The sequence below is a fragment of the Streptomyces sp. 840.1 genome (assembly GCF_003751445.1).
GTDB lineage: Bacteria > Actinomycetota > Actinomycetes > Streptomycetales > Streptomycetaceae > Streptomyces.
Window position 1 is genome coordinate 1,685,707 of the sequence record NZ_RJUU01000001.1, and the last position, 24,712, is coordinate 1,710,418.

The 24,712-nt window shown below is 71.9% G+C and carries 24 protein-coding genes; 7 read left to right on the plus strand and 17 right to left on the minus strand.

Annotated features, from left to right (window positions below):
- Positions 1 to 69 precede the first annotated feature (69 nt).
- Together EDD93_RS07815 and EDD93_RS07820 are read left to right on the plus strand one after the other, a co-directional pair.
- Positions 70 to 1,338: an FAD-dependent oxidoreductase gene (locus EDD93_RS07815; RefSeq protein WP_185092238.1), complete on the plus strand. Its 1,269-nt coding sequence runs from the start codon at positions 70 to 72 to the stop codon at positions 1,336 to 1,338.
- Positions 1,339 to 1,398: 60 nt separating this feature from the next.
- A complete protein-coding gene (locus tag EDD93_RS07820) occupies positions 1,399 to 2,619 on the plus strand; it encodes a cytochrome P450 (RefSeq protein WP_123524464.1) in 1,221 nt (406 codons plus the stop codon).
- 40 nt (positions 2,620 to 2,659) lie between these two features.
- On the opposite strand, the gene EDD93_RS07825 is transcribed toward EDD93_RS07820, so the two are convergent.
- The 3 genes from EDD93_RS07825 to EDD93_RS07835 form a co-directional block, all read right to left on the minus strand.
- Positions 2,660 to 3,271 (minus strand): SRPBCC domain-containing protein, encoded by a 612-nt coding sequence (locus EDD93_RS07825; RefSeq protein ID WP_123524465.1) that lies wholly within the window; start codon positions 3,269 to 3,271, stop codon positions 2,660 to 2,662.
- Between the two features lie 2 nt (positions 3,272 to 3,273).
- A complete protein-coding gene (locus tag EDD93_RS07830) occupies positions 3,274 to 3,906 on the minus strand; it encodes a TetR/AcrR family transcriptional regulator (RefSeq protein ID WP_185092239.1) in 633 nt (210 codons plus the stop codon).
- Between the two features lie 246 nt (positions 3,907 to 4,152).
- The gene (locus EDD93_RS07835) at positions 4,153 to 6,366 is read right to left on the minus strand and encodes an MMPL family transporter (protein WP_123524467.1); all 2,214 of its coding nucleotides are present in this window, start codon (positions 6,364 to 6,366) and stop codon (positions 4,153 to 4,155) included.
- Positions 6,367 to 6,511: 145 nt separating this feature from the next.
- On the opposite strand from EDD93_RS07835, the gene EDD93_RS07840 reads away from it, so the two are divergent.
- The gene (locus EDD93_RS07840) at positions 6,512 to 7,618 is read left to right on the plus strand and encodes an amidohydrolase family protein (protein WP_123524468.1); all 1,107 of its coding nucleotides are present in this window, start codon (positions 6,512 to 6,514) and stop codon (positions 7,616 to 7,618) included.
- Positions 7,615 to 7,998, plus strand: a complete 384-nt coding sequence (locus tag EDD93_RS07845) for a metal-sulfur cluster assembly factor (RefSeq protein ID WP_123524469.1) — start codon at positions 7,615 to 7,617, stop codon at positions 7,996 to 7,998. The genes EDD93_RS07840 and EDD93_RS07845 overlap by 4 nt, the downstream gene beginning before the upstream one ends.
- Positions 7,999 to 8,078: 80 nt before the next feature.
- On the opposite strand, the gene EDD93_RS07850 is transcribed toward EDD93_RS07845, so the two are convergent.
- From EDD93_RS07850 to EDD93_RS07915, 14 genes are all read right to left on the minus strand, one after another.
- Positions 8,079 to 8,681 (minus strand): NADPH-dependent FMN reductase, encoded by a 603-nt coding sequence (locus EDD93_RS07850; RefSeq protein ID WP_123527642.1) that lies wholly within the window; start codon positions 8,679 to 8,681, stop codon positions 8,079 to 8,081.
- Positions 8,682 to 8,725: 44 nt separating this feature from the next.
- Positions 8,726 to 9,997, minus strand: coding sequence for an NAD(P)/FAD-dependent oxidoreductase (locus EDD93_RS07855; RefSeq protein WP_123524470.1), 1,272 nt, complete (start codon positions 9,995 to 9,997; stop codon positions 8,726 to 8,728).
- The gene (locus EDD93_RS07860) at positions 9,994 to 11,490 is read right to left on the minus strand and encodes an aminotransferase class III-fold pyridoxal phosphate-dependent enzyme (protein ID WP_123524471.1); all 1,497 of its coding nucleotides are present in this window, start codon (positions 11,488 to 11,490) and stop codon (positions 9,994 to 9,996) included. The genes EDD93_RS07855 and EDD93_RS07860 overlap by 4 nt, the downstream gene beginning before the upstream one ends.
- 34 nt (positions 11,491 to 11,524) lie before the next feature.
- Positions 11,525 to 12,403: a methyltransferase domain-containing protein gene (locus EDD93_RS07865; protein WP_185092240.1), complete on the minus strand. Its 879-nt coding sequence runs from the start codon at positions 12,401 to 12,403 to the stop codon at positions 11,525 to 11,527.
- A 48-nt stretch (positions 12,404 to 12,451) separates the two neighbouring features.
- Entirely contained in the window at positions 12,452 to 13,555 is a 1,104-nt protein-coding gene (locus EDD93_RS07870) for a type III polyketide synthase (protein WP_123524473.1), read from the minus strand.
- The gene (locus tag EDD93_RS07875; RefSeq protein WP_148083841.1) at positions 13,552 to 14,040 is read right to left on the minus strand and encodes a hypothetical protein; all 489 of its coding nucleotides are present in this window, start codon (positions 14,038 to 14,040) and stop codon (positions 13,552 to 13,554) included. The genes EDD93_RS07870 and EDD93_RS07875 overlap by 4 nt, the downstream gene beginning before the upstream one ends.
- Before the next feature lie 35 nt (positions 14,041 to 14,075).
- Positions 14,076 to 14,882, minus strand: coding sequence for a bifunctional 2-polyprenyl-6-hydroxyphenol methylase/3-demethylubiquinol 3-O-methyltransferase UbiG (ubiG, locus tag EDD93_RS07880; protein WP_123524475.1), 807 nt, complete (start codon positions 14,880 to 14,882; stop codon positions 14,076 to 14,078).
- Positions 14,882 to 16,078 carry an acyl-CoA dehydrogenase family protein gene (locus EDD93_RS07885; protein WP_185092241.1) on the minus strand — a complete coding sequence of 399 codons (1,197 nt, stop codon included), beginning with the start codon at positions 16,076 to 16,078 and terminating at the stop codon, positions 14,882 to 14,884. Before EDD93_RS07885 ends, ubiG begins: the two co-directional genes overlap by 1 nt.
- A gap of 5 nt (positions 16,079 to 16,083) precedes the next feature.
- Positions 16,084 to 17,295: an acyl-CoA dehydrogenase family protein gene (locus tag EDD93_RS07890; protein ID WP_123524477.1), complete on the minus strand. Its 1,212-nt coding sequence runs from the start codon at positions 17,293 to 17,295 to the stop codon at positions 16,084 to 16,086.
- Complete coding sequence (locus EDD93_RS07895; RefSeq protein ID WP_148083842.1) at positions 17,292 to 17,570, minus strand: hypothetical protein; 279 nt, start codon at positions 17,568 to 17,570, stop codon at positions 17,292 to 17,294. Before EDD93_RS07895 ends, EDD93_RS07890 begins: the two co-directional genes overlap by 4 nt.
- Positions 17,571 to 17,724: 154 nt before the next feature.
- The gene (locus tag EDD93_RS40120) at positions 17,725 to 17,988 is read right to left on the minus strand and encodes an acyl carrier protein (protein ID WP_123524479.1); all 264 of its coding nucleotides are present in this window, start codon (positions 17,986 to 17,988) and stop codon (positions 17,725 to 17,727) included.
- Positions 17,985 to 19,295, minus strand: a complete 1,311-nt coding sequence (locus tag EDD93_RS07905) for a type III PLP-dependent enzyme (RefSeq protein WP_260255657.1) — start codon at positions 19,293 to 19,295, stop codon at positions 17,985 to 17,987. Before EDD93_RS07905 ends, EDD93_RS40120 begins: the two co-directional genes overlap by 4 nt.
- On the minus strand, positions 19,285 to 20,841 hold the full coding sequence (locus tag EDD93_RS07910; RefSeq protein WP_123524480.1) for a class I adenylate-forming enzyme family protein: 1,557 nt from the start codon (positions 20,839 to 20,841) through the stop codon (positions 19,285 to 19,287). Before EDD93_RS07910 ends, EDD93_RS07905 begins: the two co-directional genes overlap by 11 nt.
- Positions 20,838 to 21,896 (minus strand): ketoacyl-ACP synthase III family protein, encoded by a 1,059-nt coding sequence (locus EDD93_RS07915; protein WP_123524481.1) that lies wholly within the window; start codon positions 21,894 to 21,896, stop codon positions 20,838 to 20,840. The genes EDD93_RS07910 and EDD93_RS07915 overlap by 4 nt, the downstream gene beginning before the upstream one ends.
- 242 nt (positions 21,897 to 22,138) lie before the next feature.
- On the opposite strand from EDD93_RS07915, the gene EDD93_RS07920 reads away from it, so the two are divergent.
- From EDD93_RS07920 to EDD93_RS07930, 3 genes are all read left to right on the plus strand, one after another.
- Positions 22,139 to 23,644: an MFS transporter gene (locus tag EDD93_RS07920; RefSeq protein ID WP_123524482.1), complete on the plus strand. Its 1,506-nt coding sequence runs from the start codon at positions 22,139 to 22,141 to the stop codon at positions 23,642 to 23,644.
- Between the two features lie 132 nt (positions 23,645 to 23,776).
- The gene (locus tag EDD93_RS07925) at positions 23,777 to 24,307 is read left to right on the plus strand and encodes an SRPBCC family protein (RefSeq protein WP_123524483.1); all 531 of its coding nucleotides are present in this window, start codon (positions 23,777 to 23,779) and stop codon (positions 24,305 to 24,307) included.
- The gene (locus EDD93_RS07930; RefSeq protein ID WP_123524484.1) at positions 24,304 to 24,687 is read left to right on the plus strand and encodes a YrdB family protein; all 384 of its coding nucleotides are present in this window, start codon (positions 24,304 to 24,306) and stop codon (positions 24,685 to 24,687) included. The genes EDD93_RS07925 and EDD93_RS07930 overlap by 4 nt, the downstream gene beginning before the upstream one ends.
- Positions 24,688 to 24,712 lie beyond the last annotated feature (25 nt).

Consider the following 24,712-nt stretch of genomic DNA (forward strand, 5'->3'; position numbering starts at 1 on the left):
TGCAAGCCGTCCTTTAGCCGGGCGCCCGAAGGTCGGTGCCGACCGTAACTTCGCTGGAGAGGACGGGTGATGACAGCGGCTCTGGAAGCACAGGTCTGCGTGGTGGGAGGGGGGCCCGCAGGGCTCACCCTCGCCCTCGAACTGGCCCGAAGGTCCGTATCCGTTGTCGTGGTCGAACAGAGCGGCCGGTTCGACCGCTCGTTCCGCGGCGAGTCCATATCGCCCGACTCGGTGTGGCTGCTCGAACGCATGGGTCTGCTGGAAGGGCTGCGGGAATCCACCCTGGAGACCCGCCACATGGAGATCACCGACGGCGGGCGCACCGTCCTGAGCGCGGACTTCTCCGACTTCGACCAGCCCTGCCCGTACCCGATGGAGCTGCCGCAGCCACCGCTGCTGGAGGCGCTGGCCGAGGCGGGCGGCGCGCTGCCCGGGTTCAAGCTGCTGCGCCGCGCCACCGCCGTATCGCTGCTGCGCGACGGTACGACGGTCTCCGGGGTCAGGTGCAAGGGGCAGGACGGAGAGTTCGACGTCCGCGCCGCACTGACGGTGGGGGCGGACGGGCGGTTCAGCAAGATCCGCGAGATGTCCGAGCTGCCGTACCGAAAGGTGCCGCTGGAGCGGGACTTCGTCTGGTTCAAGGTGCGGCGCCCCGACGTCTGGGACGGTCACACCTACCGGGTGCGGATCATCGAGGACCGGCACGGCCTCTTCATCCCCACAGTGCCCGACCTGGTGCGGGTCGGCTTCAACATCCCCAAGGGCGGGCTGCGGGAGCTGCGGGCGGGAGGCATCTCGGGCCTGCACGAGCGGATGGACGAACTGGCCCCGGAGATCTCCGCCGGCGTGCGGGAGTCCGTCACCTCCTGGTCCGACACCTCCATGCTGGACATCTTCACCACCGTGGTGCCCCGTTGGTCCCGGCCCGGCCTGGTCCTCATCGGTGACGCCGCGCACACCCTGACACCCGTGCTCGGCCAGGGCGTCAACCACGCGATCACCGACGCCGCGGTACTGGCCCGGCAGGTCGCCGGCGCGTTCACCGGGAACGGCTCCGGCGACACCACCGAGGCCCTGAACCGGGCCACCCTCGACTTCCAGCGGGAGCGGGAGGACTCCGTGGCGATGGCCCGCTCCATCCAGCTGCGCCAGGAGAAGGCGTTCGCGCTGTCCGGGCGCATCCCCGGCATGCTCAGGCGTTCCGTGTACCGGCTCGTCAACTCCAACGGCCGGCTCAAGCGGAAGATCCTCTCCGGCGTGTACTACCCGCTCCAGGAGGCGGACAAGGTCCGTCCCTTCGAGACGGCTCCCCGGCCGGCGGCTTCGCCCGCCCGATGAGCCCTCACCACGGCCAGGGACTCCCTTCTCCGGCCCCCTCACAGAGAACAGGACGTGAAGATGACAGCGAGCCCCGAAGCGCCCAGGACCGCGGACGAGGTGCTCTCCTATCCCTTCGAGCGGGCCGCGGGACTCCAGCAGTGCCCGATGTACGGGAAGCTCCGCGAGGAGGACCCGGTCGCCGAGGTCCGGATGCCCAGCGGTGACCACGCCTTTCTGCTGACCCGGTACGAGGACGTGCGGACCGCCCTGTCGGACCCCCGGTTCAGCCGGGCCGCGACCCTGGAGCCGGGAGCGCCCCGGCTCGCCGCCGCCCCGCAGAACTTCAAGAGCCTGCTCAACATGGACCCGCCCGAGCACACCCGGGTGCGCAAGCTGGTCTCCCGCGAGTTCACCGCCCGCCGGGTGGCCGGGCTGCGCCCGCGCATCCAGCAGCACACCGACGCGCTGCTCGACGCGATGGCCGAGAAGGACCCGCCGATCGACCTGGTTCCCGCGCTCGCCTTCCCGCTGCCGGTCACGGTGATCTGCGAGCTGCTCGGCGTCCCCTTCGACGACCAGGAGAAGTTCGCCGCCTGGTCGAGCGCCTTCCTCGCCACCACCTCCCGCACCAAGGAGGAGATGCTGGCGGCCCAGATCGGTCTGCGCGACTACCTGGGGCAGCTGGTGGCCGCCAAGCGGGACAAGCCCGGCGAGGACCTGCTGTCCGCGCTCGTCTCCATCCATGACGACGACGACGACCGGCTGAGCGAGGAGGAGCTGATCTTCCTCGGCATCAGCCTGCTGGTGGCCGGTCACGAGACGACCGTCAACCAGATCGCGAACAGCGTCGTCTCGCTGCTGACCCACCCCGAGCACTTCGAACGGCTGCGCAACGACCCCGGGTCGACGGGCGCGGCGGTGGAGGAGCTGCTGAGGCTCCACCCGCCGGGCGACGAGGCCCTGCTGCGGATCACGCTGGAGGACGTGGAGCTGAACGGCGTGAAGATCCCGGCGGGCAGCGCCGTGCTGCCGGGGCTCAGCTCCGCCAACCGGGATCCGCGCCAGTTCGAGCGGCCCGACGAGGTGAACTTCGACCGGGGAGTCAATCCGCACTTCGCGTTCAGCCACGGCCCGCACTACTGCATCGGTTCCGGCCTGGCCCGCGCGGAGCTGGAGATCGCGATCGGTTCGCTGATCCGCCGCTTCCCGACGCTGCGCCTCGCGATACCCGCCGAGGAACTGCGCCGGCCCGAAGGAATGCTGGTCCACGGGATCTCCTCACTGCCGGTGGCCTGGTAGGAGTCCGTCCCCGAAGTGAGCGGCGCCTTGCGGGCGCCGCTCACTTCTGTGCCTCCACCCGGTGCTTCAACGCCTCGTTCATCGCCCGGAACTGAGGGAGCGTCTCGCCCTCCAGCTGCCCCTTGGCGAAGGGCAGGAGGACTCCGGTGAACTTCTCGCTCTGGGTGAGCCGCACCGTGCCGTCGCCGGTCCGCTCGATCTGGAAGCGGTGCTCCGCGTCGAGCAGCCAGCCCGGCCCCACCTTGCCGAGCCAGCGCAGCTCCCGGCCGGGGTGGGCCACCAGGACCTCGGGGGTGAAGGTGGACGCGCCGCTGGGCTGGGTCAGCCGGTTGCGCATGGTGGCGCCGGCCACGAGGTGCCCGCCGTCGGAGATCACCTCGGACCGGGTCACGAAGGGGTTCCACTCCGGGTACTGCGAGAGATCGGTCAGGACCTTCCACACCTGGTCCGGGCTGGCCTCGATGTCCACGGAGGCGGTCAGCCGTACGGGGCTGGCGTGCGTCCAGGCCGTGTAGCCGCCCAGGGCGAGCAGCAGTGCGAGCAGGGAGAGCGGGATCCACCTGCGGCGGGGCCGCCGGCGCTCGTCGCGCGCTCCGTCGGCGGCCGTCTCGAAGACCGGTGCGGTCTCGGCACTCTCGGGCGTCGTAGCCATGGTCAGTTCCCTTCCGGGCGGGTTTCGGAACGGGCTCCGGTGAGCACCGAGACGACCAGCTGCCGCACGTAGGCGGCGTCGATCGGCTCACCGGTGATGAGGAGCCGGTAGTAGAGGGCGCCGGCCAACTGGTCGAAGACCACGCCGGACGAACTGCCGGCAGCGAGCTCACCGCACTCGCGGGCCCGGTCGAGCCGGGCCAGCACGAGCGCGTTGCGGCTGGCGAAGAGCTCCCGCACGGCGGCGCCCACATCGGCGTGCCGGGCGGCGGCGGCGGCGAGCTCGGCCACCAGGCCGGCCGACCGGTCCCCCTCCGCCCCGGGCCTGCCGACCTGCCGCATCCGGTTGAGCCCGGCCGCGACGTCGCCCAGGTACGCCACCAGGTCGGTACCGATGTCGCCGGTGTCCGGCACGGGCACCTCGTCCTGAATCTTGGCGACCAGCGCGACGATCAGGTGGTCCTTGGTGGGCCAGCGCCGGTAGAGCGTGGTCTTGGCGACCTCGGCCCGCGCCGCCGCCTCGTCCATCGAGAAGCGGTCGTACCCCCGGGTGAGCAGCAGTTCGTGGGCCGCTTCGAGGATCCGGCCGTCTGCGCCCTCACTCCGGGGGCGGCCTCTGCGGGCAAGGGCCATCATGGGGAGCTCCCTCATTTCGCTACGCCAGTTGCGTAATTAACGCTAGCAAGCCCCTCCCCATTTACGCAACTGGAGTAGCGGAATTGCTTCGGCGCCGTGCCCGTGCCTCTCCGCCCCGCAGACACGGAACGGCCCGCAGACACGGAACGGCCCGCAGACGCTGCACGCCCGGCGGGCACGGAACGGCCCGGGATCCCTGTCGCTCGGGATCCCGGGCCGCAGGTCCGCCGGCGCGGCGGAACGGGGTCAGGACGCGCTTGCCGCGGGCTGCTCCGTCTTCTCCGTCTTCTCCGGCGCGCGGGCCGCTTCCCCGGCCGGCGGCCCGGCGTGCGCCGGTTCCATCCGGTCGAGGTGCAGGGCCTCGTGGAGCCGGCGCAGCGGGCCCGGGGCCCACCAGTTGGCGCTGCCGAGGAGCGCCATCAGGGAGGGCACCAGCAGGGCCCGCACCACGGTGGCGTCGATCAGCACGGCGAACGCGGTGCCGAGGCCGAGCTCCTTGATGAAGACCAGCCGCGAGAGCGCGAGGGCGCCGACCGCGAGGCAGAACAGCAGGGCCGCCGACGTGACGACGGGGCCGGTCCGGGCGAGCCCCTCGGCCACCGCCGTGCGGTCGTCGAGCCCGGCCGACCTGCCCTCCTTGATGCGGCCGAGCAGGAAGACGTTGTAGTCCGTGGACAGGCCGAAGGCGAGGGCGAAGACCAGGACCGGCGTGGTGACCTCGATGCCGTTCTGGGCGGCGAAGCCGAAGTGCCCGTCCTGGAACACCCAGACCAGGAAGCCCATGGCGGCGCCCGTGGAGAGGAAGTTCATCACCAGCGCCTTGAACGGAAGAATCAGCGAGCCGCAGAACGCGAACAGCAGGAGCAGCGTGACCACGGTGAGGATGCCCGCGGCGAGCGGCAGCTTGTCACCGATGCTCTGCTGCTGCGCCAGGAAGTCCGCGGTCAGCCCGGTGTAGCGGGCCGGGTACGGCGCCCTGACGTCCTGGACCGCGTCGGCCGCCTCCTTGGCCCCGGTGCTCAGCGGCGCACCGCCGAGCACCGCGTCGATCTCCCAGTGCCCGCCGTCGAGACGGAACGGGGCCCCGACCGACTCGACGCCAGGGACCGACCCGATCTGCTCGGCGTACGAGGTGAGCCGGGCGCCGCCGGCGCCGGTGTCGATGACGATCTGCATCGGCGAGGCGGGCGGCTTCCCGAAGTCCCGCTCCAGGGCCTGGGCCACCCGGCCCGCACTGGTGTCGGCCGGCAGCGTGGAGGCGTCCGCCCCGGTGAACTTGATGCCGAGCACCGGCGAAGCGATCACCAGGAGTACCGCGGTGGCGGCGACCGCGACGACCACGGGCCGGTGCATCACGCCCGAGGCCAGCCGGTGCCAGCGGTTGCCCGCCGCCTCGCTCGCCGAGATGTCGCGCTGCCAGCGGCGCGGGGCGAGGGCGTTGACCCGCCGGCCCAGGACCGCGAGCAGTGCGGGCAGCCCGAGCAGCGCGAACAGCGCGGCCGAGACCACCGTGATGACGCCCGCGAGGCCCATGGACCGCAGATACGGGTGCGGGAACGCGATGAGCGAGGCGAGCGCGGCGGCCACGGTCAGCGCGCTGAAGAGCACGGTGCGCCCGGCGGTCGCCACCGTACGGCGGATCGCCTCGCTGCCCGCGCCGTGCACGGCGAGTTCCTCGCGGTAGCGGGACACCATCAGCAGCCCGAAGTCGACCGAGAGCCCGAGTCCCAGGGCGAAGGCGAGGTTGAGAGCCCCCGTCGAGACGCCCGTGAACAGGGTGGCGAGCCGCAGCCCGGCCAGCGTGAGCAGCAGCGAGACGATCGCGCCGGCCAGCGGCACCAGTGCCGCGACCACGCCGCGGAACACCAGGAACAGCAGAATGAGGATGAACGGCAGGGCGAGGCTCTCGGCCTTGGCGAGGTCCGTGTTGGACACGTCCGCGACCTGGACGTGGCCCGGTGTCGGGCCGCCGAGCCAGACGTTCCCGCGGAGCGCCGGGTCGTCCTCGATGGCCTTCTGGAGCGCCTTCTCCGCGTCGATGGTGGCCGACTCCTTCATCGGGCCGACCGAGCCGATGACCACGGTGCTGCGGGAGTCGTCCGAGATCAGGGAGGGGTTGGACGCGGAGGCGTAGTCGATGACCTGCTCGACCTCGGGCCGGGCGTCCAGCAGCGCGGCCGCGGCCGCCACCCGGGCCGGCTTCGCGTCCTTCGCGCCGAGGGCCGCGTCGGTACGGACGAGGAGGGCGTACCCCTGCTGGGCGTCGATACCGGTGGCCCTCTCGATGACCTTGCGGGCCGCGACGTTGGCACCGCCCGGATCGTCGTAGTCGGAGAGGCCATTGGTCAGTTTGCTCTGCACCGTGCCGCCGAAGAGTGCGGCCAGCACGGTGGCGAGCACGGCCAGTAAGAGGCTGGCACGCCGCCTGCTGTGCAGCGCTGAGCCCAGGGCAGAGAACATGGATCCTCACCTTCCGTCGTTGCACAGAGCCTGGACGCGCCTGCTTTAGCCCCGCTGAAGTCCGCTGCCCGACACTCGCCCCGGCCGCATCCAGAACCGTATCGGCCGGCAACTGCTGTGACGGGAGATCCAGTTGATCGACAATATGTTCGTCATTGATGCCACGGTCCATCCCTACAATGTCGCGGACAGCAATCTCAAGAAGGACGGCGAATTCCCGAACCTGCACGCATTCGCGCTGCGGGAGATGCTGTGGGGCATGCACGAACGCTTCGCGACGAAGGGATCATCGATACCGCGCGAGGCGTTCTGCACCGACTGGCCACCGGAACTGCTGGCCTGGACCCTGTTCTCCGAGTCCGATGTGGATATGGCCGTCAATCACCGGCTGCGCATCGACAGCGTCTTCGAGGACGGTCTGTGCAACGGCGAGAAGAACCGGGTTCTGGCCGAGAAGTGGCCCCAGCGGGTGGTGCCGTACGCGGGGATCAATCCGCTGCTCGGCGCCGAGGCCTGTATGCGCGATCTGCGCGAGCAGGTGGAAATGCTGCCGGGCACCATCGGCATCAAGGTGTACCCCAACGCGGGTTCACCCGACCACAGCTGGCGGCTCGACGACCCGGAGTTCACCCCGTTCTTCGAGCTCGCCAAGGAACTGGGCATAAAGATCATCGCCGTGCACAAGATCGTCCCCAACGGGCTCGTCCCGCTGGGCCCGTTCGGCATCGACGACCTGGAGACGGTCGCCATCCGCCACATCGACCTCTCCTTCGAGATCGTGCACGCGGGACTCCCTCCCTTCGTGGAGGAGGTCGCCATGGCGCTCATGCGGCTGCCCAACGTGTACGCCAACCTGGAGATCACCTCGGCTGTCCTGGCGCACGGCATGGGGTACGTGGAGGAGGCGCTCGCCCAGCTCATCTCGCTCGGCGGCGCGGAGAAGATCATCTACGCCTCCGGCGCCCTGCACTTCCACCCGCAGCCGGTGCTGGAGAAGATGGCACGGCTCACCTTCTCCGACCGGATCCTGGAGCGGTTCGGCCTGGAGCAGATCACCCAGGAGCAGCGGGCGGGCTTCCTCGCCGGCAACTACGCGCGCATCGCGGGGATCGACCTGCCGTCGGCCGCCGAGAAGATCCGCGACGACGAGTTCGCCACCTACCGCGCGGAACACGGCATGCGCCCGATGTGGTCCTACTGGCGGGAATCGCAGCCCGAGCTGTGGACCCCCGGATCCGAGGTCGCGGCATGAGCCCGCAGCCCCCCGCCGGACAGCGGGTGCGCGCGGCGCTCTGCGAGGTCTACGACCCCTGCAGCCAGTCCTGGCAGCGCCCCATGAGCCTGATCGACCTCGGCCTGGTGCGCGACGTGGCGGTGGATGACGACGGTCAGGCCACGGTACGGATCAGCCTCACGGCCCCGTTCTGCATGGCCGTGCCGACGATCATGCAGTCGGTCGAGCAGAAGGTGGGCGCCGTACCGGGCATCACCAAGGTGAAGGTGGACCTCGACGGCGGCACGATCTGGCGTCCGGAGCTGATGACGGACAAGGGGCGCGAACTGCTCGCCGCCGCGCGTGCGACCGACCGCCGCAGCCTGCCGCTGGTCAGTGTCAACGAGAACAGCGACTGAACGGGACACGGGCACCTGGAAGGGGCCGGGCATCCGACAGGATGCCCGGCCCCTTCCGTCACCGGTCCCGCGCGCTGCGGCTACAGGGCCGCACCGGCCGTCTCCCGCTCCCGGCGCACCGCCTCCCGGCCCTGCCGCATCCGGGCGAAGTCCAGTACCTGGCCGGTGAGGATGTCCAGCCGCCGGGCGGTACGCGCGTCGGCGCAGTCCGCCTCCGTGAACTCCGTGCCGGCGCCCACGACCACCCCCATCGGGACCGTCCAGCCGCGCAGCGACTGCGCGGTGGCCCGCAGCCCGGCGAGCGCGGACGCGCCGGCCACGTCGTTCCACGCGACGGTGAGGCATCCCACGGCCCGCCCGTCCAGATAGCCCGGGGTGTCACCCGCCAGGTCCTCGGTGTGGTCGAGGGCGTTCTTCAGCAGACCCGACATCCCACCGTGGTACGTGGGGCTCGCCAGCAGGACACCGTCGGCGTTCCGCAGCGCCTCCAGCAGCCGCAGCGCGGGCCCGGACCGGGTGACCGCGTCCGGGTCGTACAGCGGCATCACGAGATCGGGACCGGTCAGCAGGGTGACGTGGGCGCCGGCCAGCCGGGCACGTGCGGCACAGGCGCGCAGCACGGCCGCGGAGACCGAGGTGGAACGCAACGAGCCGCCTACGGCGGCGATACGGATCGGACGCATGACGACTCCGGGATCGTGTCGGGTCGGGTCGGGCCGGATCGGACTCACAGGCGGGCGGCCGCCTCCTGCGCCGCCCGCACCCCGCTGAGCACGCCGGCGTCGGCGAGCAGGCCCCGGGGGCCCACCCAGTCGCCGGCCAGGAAGACACCCGGCCGGCCCGGCACGGCCGGCCCCGGCCGGCCCGCCAGCCCGCCGAGCCGTGCCTCCGGCAACGCGGTCATGGTGGTGATCCTGGGCAGGAACCTCTCGTGCACCAGGACCTCGCGCCAGCCGGGCTGGCAGCTGTCCAGCAAGGCGTACAGCCGGGCCCGCACCTCGCGGGCGCCGGGCTCCGTCCCGTCGTCGTACCGCGCCAGGTGCAGTACGGCGCCCCCGGCCGGGGCGAGCCGGGCGGTGCCGGAGAAGACGGAGAGGTACAGCGGTTCGTCGACGCCGAAGACGAGCGAACGGGCCGGGTCGGGCAGCCGGCTCAGCGCCACGTCCAGGCAGGCCGTGTGCAGCGGGCGGCCCGCCGTGTCCGCGAGGCCGGGCCGCTCCAGCAGCCGTCCCGCGGCGCCCGGGGACAGCCCCGCGACGACCACCGCGCGGGCCCGGATCCCCGGGCCGCCGGCCGTGGTGACGTAGGCGGTGGCCCCGCCCTCCACCGACTCGGCCCTGACTCCGGTGCGCAGCCGCACGCCCAGCGCGGCCGCCCGTTCGAGCAGCGCTTCGGCCACGGTGCGCCAGCCGCCGTCCACGTACCGCACCCTGCGCCGCGCCTCGGCGAAGTGCGCGGCAAGCGCATCCGCGCCGATCATGTCGGGGCGGCCCACATAGGAGCTGATGCGCAGCACGGCGAAGGCGGCCTGGCGGGCGCGCTCCGTGGGCAGCCGGTCGGCCAGCCACCGCGCGGCGTCCGTTCCGGCTCTCCCGGAGCGCGCGCCCGACAGGGCCAGCAGCCGGGCCACGGCCACCCGTTCGCGTACGGAGAGCAGCCCGGTCCGCATCAGCGGGCCGGCCGCGGCGTATCCGGGGTGCAGTTCCCCGTCGCGCAGCGCCAGGGCGCCGGCCAGGTCGGGGGCGCTGCCCGGGACGCGGACGCCCAGGGCCTCCAGCTGCTTGCGGGTGCTCCGGTACAGGGCGCGGGGGCCGAGGCCGAGCCGGTAGCCGTCGTGCTCGGTGGTGCGGGCCCGGCCGCCGGCCTCACTGCCTGATTCGAGCAGCACCACCCGGCGGCCGGGCCCGGCGGTGGACGCCAGCCGGACCGCGGCGACGAGGCCGGTGAGCCCCGCGCCGACGACGACCGCGTCCGCCCGCTCGTCCGGCCCCCGGCTCACTGCTGTCCGGCCCCGGGGAGGATGAACGGGAAGCCGTGCTTGTCCAGTTCGAGCGCCGAGTCGGTGACGGCGGTGACCAGTGCCTCCAGGTCCTCGGTGCTGTGCGCGCCGCCGGTGAACAGCATCGGGAGGCTGAGGGTGTAGAAGCCGCGCTTGCGCAGCATGAGGGTCAGCAGGAAGAACGCGATCGGGTTGACCGAGCCGGCGAACGTCCGGTAGTCGTCGTAGCTGTCCTTCTCCAGGAAGCCGAACGAGCCGATGAAGTCGCCGAAGCCGACCAGCCGCAGCGGGATGGCGGTCCGGGACCTGAAGTCGGCCAGCCGCTGCTGGACCATGGCGACCTTGGCGCGCGTCTGCGTGTAGTACGTGTCCCGCTGCTCGTGCAGCAGCCGCAGGCTCGCGTACGAGGCGGAGAGCGCCAGGTGGTTGCCGGCGTGGGTGGTCTGGACGCAGGTCTTGCGCCCGATGTCGGTCAGCGGGAGCCCGGAGGTCTGCATGTGGTCGAGCAGGGCGGCCCGGCCGCCGACGGCCGAGAGCGGGATGCCCAGTCCGCTGATGACCTTGCCGTAGCAGTACAGGTCGGCCTCGATGCCGAAGTGGGCGGCGGCGCCGCCGGGCCCGTAGCGGAAGCCGGTCAGCACCTCGTCGAGGACGAAGGGGACGCGCAGCCGGCGGCAGGCCTCGGACACGGTCTTGAGGAGCGGCACCGTGTGTTCGACGAACGGGAAGGAGGAGGAGGCCGCCTCGGTCAGCACGCAGGCCAGCTCGTCCTTGTGCCGCTCGATCAGCTCCAGGGCGAGGACCGGGTCGTTGGGCAGCACCAGCAGGTCGCGGGCGTCGGCGACCGGCACCCCGGTCAGCGCCGACTGGCGCTCGATCCCGCCCTCGGCCGTCCGGCCGGGGAAGGGCTGCGCGGGGTGTCCGTGGTACCAGAAGGCCGTGTTGTGCATCCCGAGGTCGTGGACTCCGTGCAGCGAGCCCTCGAACTTGGCGACCATCCGCCGGCCCGTGTGCGCCCTGGCCAGCCGGATCGCGGCGGCCGTCGCGTCCGTGCCCGAGTTCAGGAAGGCGAACTTCTCGACGTGCGGTACGAACTCGTGCAGCAGGTCGACGAGTTGCGCCTCGACCGGGTGGCAGTAGCCGTTGCCGGTGGTGGCCCCGAGCTGCTCCTTGACGAAGTCGACGACCGGTTCGGGGCTGTGCCCGTGCAGGGCCTGGGCGCCGAAGCCGAGGTGGCAGTCGATGTAGGTGTTGCCGTCCACGTCGGTGATCCGGCTGCCGTGCGCCTCGTTCACCATCAGCGGGAACTGCGGCGAGTGGAAGGGCCAGAAGACGTGGGGGGACGCGTCCAGCTCACGCAGGCGCCCGGTGGCGGCGACGGAGCCGGTCTGTCGTTCGGTCAGCTCGGTGAACAGGTCGATCAGCCACTGCTGGGAGAGCAGTTCGCCGACCAGTGACTCGACTGACGTCGCCTCGGAGGCGGTTGTGGTCATCACGTTCTCCAGGAAGGGTCGGGCGGGGCGTCGGTCACAGCGGCCGGGTGGCGCGGAGCACTCCGTAGCGCATCACGTCGCGCTCGTACGCCTGCTTCATCAGGGGTACGGAGTTGAGGAACCTGAAGATGTCCATGCCCTTGGCCCGGACGAGCTTCCAGATCATGGAGGGGTCGCGGACCACGGGCTTGACGATGTCCGTGGAGAGCTTCCAGGTGTCCTGCACCTGTCCGGACCAGTCGACGGTCCGGACGTCCTCGAAGCCCAGGCCCCCCGCGAGGTCGCGGTACTGGTCCAGGGGCAGCACGTGCGAGACGACGAAGTCCCGGTAGATGCGGTCGAGCAGCCGGGACTCCTCGGACGTCAGCTTGTCGTCGCGGGCGCACCACGTGGCCACCAGGAGCGTGCCACCGGGCTTGAGCACCCGGAAGCACTCCGCGAGGAACGCCTTCTTGTCGGGCATCAGCTCACAGCTCTCCAGCGCCCAGACCACGTCGAAGGAGCCTTCGGGGTAGTCCGTGTGCATGGCGTCCATCAGCCGGAACGCGGTGCGGTCGCTCACCCCGGCCTCGGCGGCCTTCGTCTCGGCGCGCCTAATCTGCTCCTCGCTGATGGTGATGCCGTCCACGTCGCAGCCCAGGGTCGCCGCGAGGTGCGCCGACGAGGCGCCGATGCCGCAGCCGGCGTCGAGCACCCGCGCCCCCCGGGGCACCGGGGCGAAGGAGATCAGCTCCTCGACCAGCCGCACCTGGGCGGCGTGCCGGCCCGGGTCGGGTTCGCCGTCGGCCCAGTAGCCGTGGTGGATGTGCTCGCCCCACAGGTCCTCGTACAGCTCGATCAGGCCGTCGTAGTGGTCCTTGATGGCGGCGTGCAGATCGGGTGTGGCCCAGCGTGGCTTCAGTGCGCTCGTCATGGCGTGAGGTCCCATCGGAATCGGATCGGAACGGGATGCGGTGGCGGGTCAGAAGCGGATGAGTGCCGACTCCATGGTCAGTCCGGGGCCGAACGCCATGATCACGCCGTACTCGCCCGGTTCCGGGCGGTCCTCGCGCAGGATCCGGTCGAGGATGAGCAGGATCGTGGCCGAGGAGCAGTTGCCGTTCTCGGCGAGCACGGCCCTGGAGGACGCGAGCTGCCCGGGGCGGAGCTCCAGCTTCTCGCCGACGAAGTCGATGATCTTCGGACCGCCCGGGTGGATGCCCCAGTGCCGCACGTCGGACGCCTCCAGCCCGTGCGGGGCCAGCAGCCGCTTGACGAACGGGTCGATGCTCTCCGACAGGTAGAACGGGACGTACGGGGAGAGCGTCATCCGGAACGCGGAGTCCTCGATGTGCCAGCTCATCGCGTGCATCGTCTCGGGATGCGTCTCGGTGTGCGTGCCGAGCACGACCGGCCCCGGCCCACCGTCGTCGGCCCCGAGCAGGAGCATCCCGCCGGCGTCGCCGAACAGGGCGTTCACGACGGCCTGTTCGGCCGTGTACTCGGGCCGCAGGTGGACGGAGCAGACCTCGGCGGACCCCGCGAGCACCAGCTCGTCGGGCCGGGCGGCCACCGCGTCCAGGGCGGTCTTCAGCACGTTGAAGGCGGCGTTGCAGCCCATGTGCCCGATGAAGGTGCGGCGCAGGTCCTGGCGCAGCCCGAACTCCCTGGCCAGCACGATGTCGGGGGTGGGTCCCGCGTACCCCGTACAGCTGGCCAGCACCAGGGAGCCGACCCGCTCGCGCACGGCGCCGCCGGCCGCCTCGTCGAGGACGCCGCCGACCGTCCGCCGGCTCATGGCCAGGACGTTCTCCTCCCAGGCCAGCATGCGGGTCTTGATGGGCGGGAAGCCGTCCGCGTAGGCGGTGCGCGGGTCCCATGCCATGTGGCGGCTCTGCACCCCCGAACCCCGGAAGATCTCCTCGGCCTGGGGAACGTCCCGGAACATCTCCCGGTAGTACTCGTCGAAGGCACTCTGCTGCGGGACCACGTTCTCCGGCGCCGTGGTACGCAGGGCGAGGATCCGCGCCGCCCCGCGGGTCTCCTGTGCGCCGGCCCCTGCGGCGGTCTCGGTGACGGCGGTCATCCCGCGGTCTCCAGGACCGCGCCGGCGGACTCCAGCCGTGCCTTGATCGCGTCGAGGAAGCCCTCGGTCACCTGGTCGCTCTGCTGCCTGGCGAACGGCTCGACCAGCGGCAGCACCACGGGCGCGATGTTCACGTCCGCCTCCGAACGGGTGTCGATCTCCAGGTAGGTGGTGCCGGGCGTGTTGCCCGGCGAGGTGCGGAACTCGCCCCAGGAGCGGAAGTTGTGCTCCCCGACCGGCTCCCAGCGGATGCGTCCCGGCTCGGTCGTGTCGAACCTCGACCGGTGGTCGGGGGTGTGGCTGACGGCGCCGTTGGAGATGGTGGCCAGCACGTAGTGGTAGACGTCGTCGCCCTCGTCGGTGAGGGATTCCACGCCGGGCATCAGCACGCCGCAGCCGACGACGTCGAGGAGCAGCGCGCGTACGGTGTCCGGCTCGGCCCGGACTTCGGTGGCTACCGCACTGGCAGAGCGTATGGAGACCATGGTGTCCTTCACAGGTGTGAGTGTCGGTGCCCGGTTCAGCGCTCGTGCGGGCCGGACTTGATTGCGTATCCGATGTAGCTGGCCGACAGATCGCCGCCAACGGTGAACTTCCCGAGCCGGCGGTGGCGCAGCAGGTCCGGCAGGAGTGCGGGGACCGGGCGGGCCGGGCCGAGGCCGCGGGAGTCGGTGAGGCGCATCCCGGACTCGGCCAGCAGCGTGCTCAGTTCGGCGGGACGGATGAACATCCGCCAGTTGTGGGTGCCCGGCTGGATGATCCGCAGGATCTTCTCGGCCACCAGGATCAGCAGCAGGTAGCTGCGCACGGTCCGGTTGACCGTGTCGAAGAGGAGCACGCCGCCGGGTACCAGCAGCCGCTCCACCTCGGCCAGCGCGGCCGGCAGGTCCTGGAAGTGCTCCAGCACGTCCGAGGCGACGACGGCCTCGGCGCAGCCGTCCGGCAGCCCGGTGCCGTAGGCGGAACCGACCCGGTAGGTGACCTGCACCCCGGAGGCCTCCGCATGCCGCCTGGCCGCGTCCACGGTGCCGGGCGACAGGTCGATGCCCGTCACCGGATAGCCGCGGGAGGCGAGGTCCTCGGAGACCAGGCCGCCGCCGCAGCCCAGGTCCACGACCCGGACCTCCTCGCGGGGCCGCCCGGCGAACCGGTTGCGCAGGATCCGGTCGAAGTAGCCGGTGCGCGCCGGGTTCATCTCGTGCAGGACGCGCAGCGGGCCCTCGGTGTTCCACCAGTCGTCGCCGACCTGCTCGTAGTACTCGTTGTCGATCGGCACCGGGCGGGCCTCGGCCGCCCGGGTCCGGCTGTCGCCCGCGGTCGCGGCCATCACACCCACCTCGGTGTCTCGACGGGGCTGATGCCCAGGGTCGCCTTGCCGATGAACTCGCGGGCCATGTCGTTGGTGAACGGCAGCAGCGGACCGGCCTTCACGTCCCGCCAGATCTGCCCGATCCGGGAGCCCTCCCGGATGCCGGACCCGCCGATCACCTCGAACGCGGTCGCCACCACGTGTTCGGCCTCGTTGGTGATGTAGTACTTGGGCACGCAGGTGTCGGCCACGAACGCGGGCAGGTCGTCGCCCGGCTCCAGGTGGCGCGTCGCGTACTCGGTGAGGAGCGCGTCCATGGTGGCCAGCGAGGACCGCATGCGGGCCACGGCGAACTGGATGCCCGGCAGCCGGGCGAGGTCGGTGACCGCCGTGGTGGAGCGCCCCCGGGTGCGCCGCAGCGCGAGCTCGTAGGCCTGCTCGGCGAGCCCCAGGAAGACGGCCGCGAAGCAGTAGTGCCCCCACTGCTGACGGGCCATGACGAACAACGGGGTCAGCCCGTCGGGGAAGACCGAGTCGTCGGCGTCGACCTGCAGGGAGTCCAGCTTCAGCGAGTGCGACCCGGTCATCGGCAGCGCGAACCCGCTCCACCGCGAGATCACCTCGACGCCCCGCTCGGGCTTCTCCACGAAGAACGCCGCCAGGTTGAAGGGCGGTTCCAGGTGGTCGTCGTCGAGGCCGGCGGTGATCACCAGGTGGGTGGCCGCGTCGAAGCCGGTCGCGAAGTGCTTGACCCCGTCGAGGACGAAGCCGTCAGGGGTGCGCCGGGCCACCGTCGAGGGCATGACCCAGTTGCCGCCCGACCCCTCGTCGGTGAACGGTCCGACGATGAACGCCCCGTCCCGTACCGCGCCGAACATGCGCTCGCGCACGGCCACGCTGAGATCGCTGCGCATCGACCCGGTGAGAACGGCGTGGATGGCCAGCGTGAAGGCGGTGGACCCGCAGCCGCCGGCGATGATCCGCAGCAGCCGGGTGTTCTCCTCCAGCGTGGCCTCGAAGCCACCGAGCTCCCTCGGCACGTTCACGGCCGTGAGCCCGGAGTCGATCAGGTCCTGGATGTTCCGGCCGACGAACTCACCCTTGTCGTAACCCTCTTCGGCGCGCTGCGCGAAGCGTTCGGCCAGCTCCTGCGCGGTCGCACGCAGCTGCGCCCAGCGCGCGGCGCGCTCCGTGTCCTGTACGGCTGTCGCCATCGCGCTCAGCCCTCCCATCGGGGTTCGGCGAACACCGGCACGCCGAGCGCGTGCTTGCCCGCCCACTCGGCCGTGACGTCGGAGTTCGGGGGTACGAGCAGTCCCGCCACCACGTCGCGGTAGGCGCGCTGCAGGGGATGGCCGGACAGCAGCGCGGAGCCGCCCTGTACCTGCATGGCGAGCGTGACGACCTCGTGGGCGAGGCGGCACACGCTGTTCTTCATCACGCTCATCTCGATGTAGTGCCCGAGCGGGTCCGCCGCGATCTCCCGGTCGTGGTCGGCCCGTACCGCCTGGTACAGATGCGCTTCGGCGGCCGCGAGGCGGGTCTTCATCTCCGCCACCCGAAACTGCACGCCGGGCAGATGGGCCACGGTCCGGTCCAGGACGTGCAGGGTGCGGCCGCGCTGCTCGCGCACCACCCCGTCGAGTGCGCCGCGCGCGATCCCGAGGAAGACGGAGGCGAAGCTGCACCAGGCCCAGTGGACGCCCTGCATGAACATCAGGGGCAGTGCGCCCGGTTCACCGACCATCTCGTCGGACGCGGCGAACAGGTCGTCCAGCAGCAGCGAGTGGCTGCCGGTGGCGCGCATGCCGGCCGCGTCCCACTCGGAGGTGACGGTGACCCCGCGCTCGGGCTTGGGGACCAGGAAGCCGACCGGCTCGGGCAGGCCCCGGTCGTCGGTCCGGGCGGCCGAGAGGAACAGCAGGTCGGCGGCCGGGAACCCGGTGAAGAACCCCTTGCGGCCGTTGAGGAGGTATCCGCCCTCCACCGGCTCGGCCTTGGTCGTGGGGTGCCACCAGTTGCCGCCGACGCCGGGCTCGCTGAAACCGCCCGCGATGACGGAGCCCTCGTGGGCGATCGCCCGGTAGGCCCGCTCGGCCCCGGGGCCGCCGATGCCGGCGATCATCGCGATGCCGTGCACGTGCATGTTGACGGCGAACGCGGTGTTGGCGCAGCCGGCGGCCAGGGTCTCCTGCGCCCGGCAGAGCTCCTCCAGGCCCACTCCCCCGCCGCCGTACTCGCGGGGAACGGTCATGGCCGTGTAGCCGGAGGCCACCAGCTCGCGGAAGTTCTCCGACGGGAAGGTGCCCTCCCGGTCGTGCTCCGCGGCCCGCTCGGCGAACCCCTTGGCCAGCTCCGCCGCGAGCGCGACGTAGTCGGTGCCCGTGCCCGTGTCCGCGGTGGGCGGTGCCGCGTCGGTGAGGACGGTCATCGCGGCCTCCCCGCCACCATCGGCTGCGGGACGTCCGTGGTCACGGCCGCACTCAGATAACGGGTGAGGCTGCCGACGGTGTCGCCCTCGGCCCGGGTGGCCATCGCCAGCCAGTCCGCGATGTCGACCTCGCCCAGCACGTCCCGGATCCGCTCGAAGAGCTCGGCGAGGTCGACCGAGTCGAAGCCGAGGTCCCCGGTGAGACGGGAGCGTTCGGTAACCAGCCGGTCCGCCGTATCGGGTCGTACGGCGATGAGTTGCTCGGTCAGAATCATCAAGAAGGCTTGCGCCCGGTCGTCCTGCACATTCACTCCTGAAGCCTGAATATCCTCTGCCTGCGTGTGCCTGCCTGTGGGTACCGATGCTGGCCCCGGGCCCTGTAGTCCCGGTTGCGCCGACCGGCGCGAGCGGTTGCGCGTGCGGTACGGGTCAGGCCGTGGCCTGGCTCTCCCGGAAGCGGTCGACCAGTGCCCAGAGCGTCGCGGGGGACGTGAAGACCTCGGGCTCCAGGTCGTCGTCGGGGATGCTGATGCCGTAGGTGTTCTCGACGGTCATCAGCACCTCGACCATGGCCAGCGAGTCGAGACCCACCGCCTTGAGGCTGATGTCGGGCCCGACCTCGCCGCGCTCGGCCAGCCTGGGCAGGATCTCCTTCAGCAGGCCCTCGAACGCCGGGTCCCAGTGCTCACTCATGTCAGCTCCTTCGTTGTCGTTCCGGCCGTCCGGCGGGACGGCCCGGTGTCCGGCGCGACCTGGTGCCGGTGCAGGGCGAGGCGGGTGGCGGAGACCACGTCGTCGCCGTCGACGAGCACCTCGGCCGGCGTCCGGTGCCCGAGGAAGCCGAGCAGGCTGGCCGAGAGGCCGTACGCGCCGACGTTCGGGAAGGCGAGCACCGTGCCGGAGCGCACCCCGGCGATCTCCACCCCTCGGCCCAGCAGATCGGCCGGGGTGCACAGCGGGCCCGCCAGGGTGACCCGCTGGGCCGCCGCGTCGGGGTCGGTGTTCAGCGGCCGCGCCTTCATCGGCAGCAGCCGGCCGAGGCCGGAGAGCCCGCCGAGGTGGTTGATGCCCGAGTCGAGTACCGCGAAGCGGGAGCCCCGGCTGTCCTTGACATCGGTGACGGTGGTCAGCAGGGTGCCGCTGTCGCCGACCAGGTGGCGGCCGGACTCGAAGGCGATCCGGGGCGCGCCCTCGCGCCACCCGGGCAGGTGCTCGTCCAGGGCCTCGCTCACGGCGGCCCTCAGCCCGGGATAGCGGGGCCGTTCACCGGGCACGGCGTACGGTGCGGCGAAGCCGCCGCCGAGGTCGACCAGCCGCAGGTCGATGCCGAGCCGGTCCCGCAGTTCGGCGGCGGTCCGCACGGACTGGATGATCTCGGCACACAGCCCGGCCTCGTCGCGGGCGTTGGTCAGCGGGAAGAAGTGCAGCCCGACGACGCGTGCGCCCTCGGTCAGCAGCCGGTGCGGGGCGTCGAACAGGACGTCCAGGTCGAAGCCGAACTGCGAGGCGCTGCCGGTCATCCGCAGCCCCGCGTCACCCGGCGCGCCGGACGCGTTGATCCGCAGGACGCAGTCCAGGGTCACCCCGTGCGCGGCACCGGCCGCGCCGACGCGTTCGAGGTCGCCGAACGACTCGGTGGAGTAGGAGCGCACCCCGAGACGGACCGCCTCGTCGAGCTCGCCCGGCGTCTTGCCGGGGCCCGAGTACAGCAGCTCGTGGGGCGGGCAGCCCGCTTCGACGGCGGCCGCGAGCTCGCCGCGGGAGGTGATCTCCGCGCGGGCACCGGCCCGCGTCAGCTCGGCGACCAGACCGGGGTGCGGATTGGCCTTGAGCGAGTAGTAGAGGCGGGAGCCCTCGGGCAGGGCGGCCGTCAGGTCCCGGTAGGCCTGTCGCACCCGGTCCAGGTCGTAGACGTACAGCGGGCTGCCGTAGTCGCTCAGCAGCCGCCCGGCCAGCTCCTCGCCGGTGTCGGGCCGGGGGTCCCGCTGGTCATGCGTCACCGTCGGTCTCCTTCAGATACGCGATGAGCCGCTTGCGGTCGGTCTTGCCGTTGGGGGTCAGCGGCAGCGCCGGGAGTACGTGGCAGATCTCCGGCACCTTCGCCGGCTCCAGGCGTTCGGCGAGCCGGTCCACGGCCTCCTGCGCCGTCAGCTCACCGACCACGAACAGGACCATGTCGCGGTCCGTCTCCGGAACGAGCAGCGAAGCCTCCCGGACGCCTTCGACGTCCAGGGCGGCGGCCTCGATCTCGATGGCGCTCATCCGCAGGCCCCGCCGCTTGAACAGGTCGTCCCTGCGGCCCTGGAAGTAGAGGTGGCCGTCCTCGTCGAGCCGGCCGTAGTCCCCCGTGTGCAGGGTCGTCGTGCCGTCCGCCCCGGTGCGGAAGCGCAGTGCGGTGGGCTGCGGCGCACGCCAGTAACCGGCCATGAGGTGCGGCCCGCGCACCACGATCTCGCCCGTCTCCAGCGGCGGCAGCGGCCGGCCGTCCTCGTCCAGGATCAGCACCTGCGTGCCCGGCAGTGCGGGCCCGACCGAGCCGGGCCGGCCGATGTCGCCGTCCGGCTCCAGGATGGTGATGCGCTTGCACTCGGTGGTGCCGAACATCGCGGCCACCCGCGCGCCCGGGAACCGCTCGCGCAGTGCGGCGATCAGCGGGGCGTTGAGCGCGGCGCCCGTGTTGGTGAACAGGCGCACCTTCGTCGGCCGGGTGTCCCGGGTGGCGAGGCGGACCAGCAGTTCGCCGAGCGAGGGTACGAGCGGCACCACCGTCGCCCCGTTGTCGCGGGCGAAACCGAGCAGCCTGGCGTGCTCGTCGGCGTCGGAGAGCAGCAGTTCCGCCCCCGCGAGCGCGCAGAGCAGGGCCTGGTAGAGGCCGTAGTCGAAGGAGAGCGGCACCGCGGTGAGCACCACGTCGTCGGACCGGTAGCCGAGCCGGGCGGTGATCGCGCGGGCCGCGAAGGCGATCGGCGCGTGCGGGCAGGCCACGGCCTTGGGGGCCGCGGTACTGCCCGAGGTGTAGATGAGCAGGGCCAGCCGGTCGGCGGGCACCGGGCGGGCCGGGCCGTCCGCAGGGCCGGACGGCGTGTAGTCGATCTCGTCGAAGACCAGCACGGGTGTGTCCTGCGGCCAGGTCACCCCGTCCGCCGCGACCCGTTCCGCGCCGTCCACCACGATGAGGGACGGCCGGGAGTCGGCCAGTACCGGGCTCAGGTGGTACGCCTTCATCGCGGGGCTGACGGGCACGAGCGTGGCGCCGTGGCGCCAGGTGCCGTACAGCAGCGCGAGGAACTCCTTGACGCTGCCGATCCGGGTGAGCACGCGGTCGCCCGGACCGATCCCGAGCTCACCGAGGCGCTGCTCGAACCCCCGTGCCGCCCGGTCGAGTTCGGCGTAGCTCCACACGCCCCGGCGGTCGCGGACCGCAGGCGCGTCGCAGGCCGCGGCGACCGCGCGGCCCAGGAAGGTCTCGGCGACGTTCTCGATGTCGCTGGCCACGAAGGTGGTGTCGGGGAGCACCTCGGCGGGAGGGCTTGCGAAGGTGGTCACGGTGCCTCCGTGTGTCGCGTGCCGTCCTGGGGGAGCCACTGCGGCGCCTCGGTGATCTCGACCACCGCACAGGTGCAGCTGAACCCGGAGCCGCCGCCGACCAGCAGCACCTTGTCCCCCGGGGACACCTGTCCGGTCTCGACGAGGTGGTTGAGACCGGCGGCCTGGTCACCGGCGCCGAGGTGGCCGGCCCGGCGTGCGAAGTCCCAGCTGGACTTGGCGAGCGGGATGCCGAGCAGCGAGTCGACCTGCCAGTCCATCCGGCTGCGCCCGCTGGCCGGGACCACCACGCGTGCGATGGATTCCATGTCGGTGTCGGCGTCCGCGAGAGCCCGGCCCACCACGTCCCGCACGACGGCCGCGAGGCGCTCGGTCGCCGACCGGAAGCTCCCGGTGTTCTTGATGAAGTACTCGACCCGGCCGGGAAGATCGAGCGGTTCGGCGGTCGGGTGGGGCACGAATCCCGCACCCCGGACCACGGCTTCGAGGGAGTTGTCGGCGCCGGCGGCCGTCGAGAGCAGCCGGGCGAAGCCTCCCCGGCGCGAGAGCAGCAGGGCGCTCGCCCCGTCGCCGTAGACGAATCCGGGCTCGCTGCTCCACCGCTGGATCACCGGCTCGCCGAAGCGGTCGGCGGTGGTGACCACGGCGGCAGCCGTGTCCGGGCCCGACGCCACGTGCCTGGCGGCGACTTCGAGCGCGGCGAGGCCCGCGTTGCACTCCTGGCGCAGCCCGAAGGCCGGGATGTGCCGGCCGAGGGCCTGCCCGGCGATGTAGGAGGCGGCCGGCCACATCTCCACGCCCTGGAACCAGATGCTCGCGTGCACGAGCAGCTCGATGTCCTCGACGTCGACGCCGGACCGCTTGAGCGCGGTGGTCGCCGCGTGCACGGCCATATCCGGCGGTGCCATGTCATCGGGGGCGACCCGGACCTCGATCAGGTCGTCGGCGGCGCACTGCTCGGGGTCGTACCGGCCCGCCTCCACCGCCGAGCGGGCGGTGACCGGCCCTGGCAGCCAGACTCCGGCACCCGCCACATGAACGCTTTCCCAGCGCATGTTCCTCCCATCGTCACGTCGTTGCCGCCATCCGCCGGTACGAGAAAGCCTTCGTGACCGCATCCGGGCTGCGCCTGCATGCTCGGGGCCCCAGCTTTGGCCCTGCTAAAGACGACGGCGCCGTGAGCTCCGGGCGGGGGCTGTGCCTCCTGCTCAAGCGGGGCTTCAGCAGTCCCGGCGAAGGTGACGGACGGAGCGCACGCACGTGCCGCTGCCTTCACGACGGCAAGGGAAGGACCCCGATGCGGGAGTTGCGTACGGACAGGGGCTCGGCCGGCCCGGACCCGCGGCGTTGGCCGGTGCTCGGGATCCTCTCGCTCGCCCTCTTCGTGATCATCCTCAACAACGGCCTGCTCCATGTGGCGCTGCCCAGCCTGATGCGGGACCTGCACGCCGGAATCGGCCTGACGCAGTGGATCGTCGACGGCTACGCGCTGGTGTTCGCGGCGACGCTGCTGACCGCGGGCACCCTGTCCGACCGGTACGGCCGCAAGCGGGCCACGCTGTTCGGCGTGGCGCTCTTCGGGGCCGGATCACTGGTGGCACTGGCCGCGGACGGTGCCGGGCAGCTCATCGCGGCACGGGCGGTGATGGGGGTGGCCGCGGCGTTCGTCATGCCGGGCACGCTGTCGATCCTCGTCGACGTCTTCCCCGAGGAGGAACGGCCGAGGGCCATCGCCGTGTGGGGCAGCACCTCCGCGCTGGGCGTCGCCGCGGGCCCGGTCGTCGGCGGGGCACTCGTCCAGCACTTCTGGTGGGGCTCGGTCTTCCTGGTCAACCTGCTGCCGGTGGCCGCGGTGCTCGTCGCCGGAGCCGTCCTGCTGCCGGAGTCCGCGGCGCCGGTGCCCCGCCCGGCCGATCCGCTGGGCGCGGTCCTGGGCTCGGCCGGCATGGTGGGCCTCGTGTACGGCGCCATCCACGCGGCGGACCGGGGCTGGACGTCCGCGACCGTGCTCGCCTCGTTCGGCGCGGCCGGGGTGGCGGGGGCGCTCTTCGTGGCCTGGGAGCGGCGGCACCCGTATCCGATGGTGGACTTCGTCCTGCTGCGCAGACCCGCGTTCCTGGGGGCGAGCGTGGGCAACATGCTGCTCTTCCTGGGGCTCGCCGGCACCCTCTTCGTGCTGACCCAGTACCTGCAGTTCGCCCTCGGCTACGGGCCGTTGCGGGCCGGTCTCGCCGTCGCGCCGCTGGCTCTCGCCGTCGGGCTCGGCTCGGCCGCCGCGCCCTGGCTGGCCCGCCGTGCCGGGCCGCGCGGTGGTGTGGCGGGCGGTCTGGCGGTCACCGCGACCGGCATCTGGACGCTCGGGACGGTGCCCGAGGGCTACCCGGGCGTGCTGTCCGGGCTCTGCCTGTGCGGGATCGGAGTCGGCCTGGCGCTCGCGCCGGCGACGGACACCGTGATGGGCCTCGTACCGCCGGAGCGCTCGGGCAACGCGGCGGCGCTCAACGACACCATGCAGGAGCTGGGCAACGCCCTCGGCGTGGCCGTGGTCGGCACCGTCCTCGCCCACGGATACAGCACGGCTGCGGGCGCCGCACCCCTCTCGGAACGGACCGGGCACCTCTTCGAGCAGGCGGCGTCCGACGGTTTCCGGGTGGCGGCCGCCCTGGTCGCCGCCGGAGCCGTGCTCAGCGGCCTGCTGCTGCCCGGCCCCGCGCCCACCGTTCTGAGCGAGCCGGATCCGGGCAAGGATGTGGAGGATCACCGCCCGCCCGGCGCCGACTCAGCCCGCCAACGAACCGCCTGAGCACCACCCGAGAGCCGGTCGAGAGCCACCCGAGAGCAACTCGAGAACCGCCTGAGACCACTTGGGGACCGAACTCACGTCCCCGTTGCACCAGTTCGCCCGTCCCGATCAACCTGGAGCAAGGTAAACACCATGTCTGTCGCATCGCGTTCATTACTCAGCCGCGCCCTGTACGTGGGACCACCGCTGGCGACCCTGCAGGAGCAGTACGCCAAGGGCGGCATCATCGACGACAACGCCCCGGTCCTCGCCTCCAGCAGCGTGCGGATCGCGGCCCCGGCCGACCGGGTGTGGCAACTCCTGCACGACTTGCCCGACTGGCCGTCCTGGGTGCCGGGTGTGTCGTACGTACGCCAGTCCCCCGGCGGCCTGGCCCCCGGCGGGCGGTTCACCTGGAAGCTCAACGGCATCACCATCAAGTCCACCCTCGCCGTGGTCGAACCGGAGCGGGAGCTGTGCTGGACGGGCGTCCTGGCGGGCACCCGCGCGGTGCACCGCTTCCGGCTCACCGAGGATGCGCGGGGCCACACCGAGGTGGTCTCCGAGGAGTCCATCGGCGGCCCGCTGATCGCCCTCTACTTCCCCAGTTCCAAACTGCGCAAGGTACTTGAGGGCTGGCTGGGCGCGCTCAAGTCCACGGCAGAGACGGAGACGGCCCGATGAACACGCTCGCGTTCGCCAACAACGACGGCATGCTCGCCGTCCGCTTCCTCCTCGAACTGACCGCGCTGGTCTGCTTCGCCATCTGGGCCTGGCGCAAGACCCCGTCGCCCTGGCGCTGGGTGACGGTGGTGGTCCTGCCGGTGCTGATCGGCTGGGCGTGGGGCGCGTTCGCCGTCTCGGACGACCCCTCGCGCTCGGGCGAGACAGACTTCGAGACCCCGGGCCCGCTGCGGCTGCTCCTCGAATTCGCGGTCCTCTTCGGCGCGGTGGCCGCGCTCTACCACGCCGGGTTCCGCCGGGCCGCGAAGTGGCTGCTGGCCATCATGGTCCTCTACCAGATCCTCGCGTACGACCGGATCGGCTGGCTGCTCAGCCACTGACCGCCGGGCGGGCATCAGTACCGCC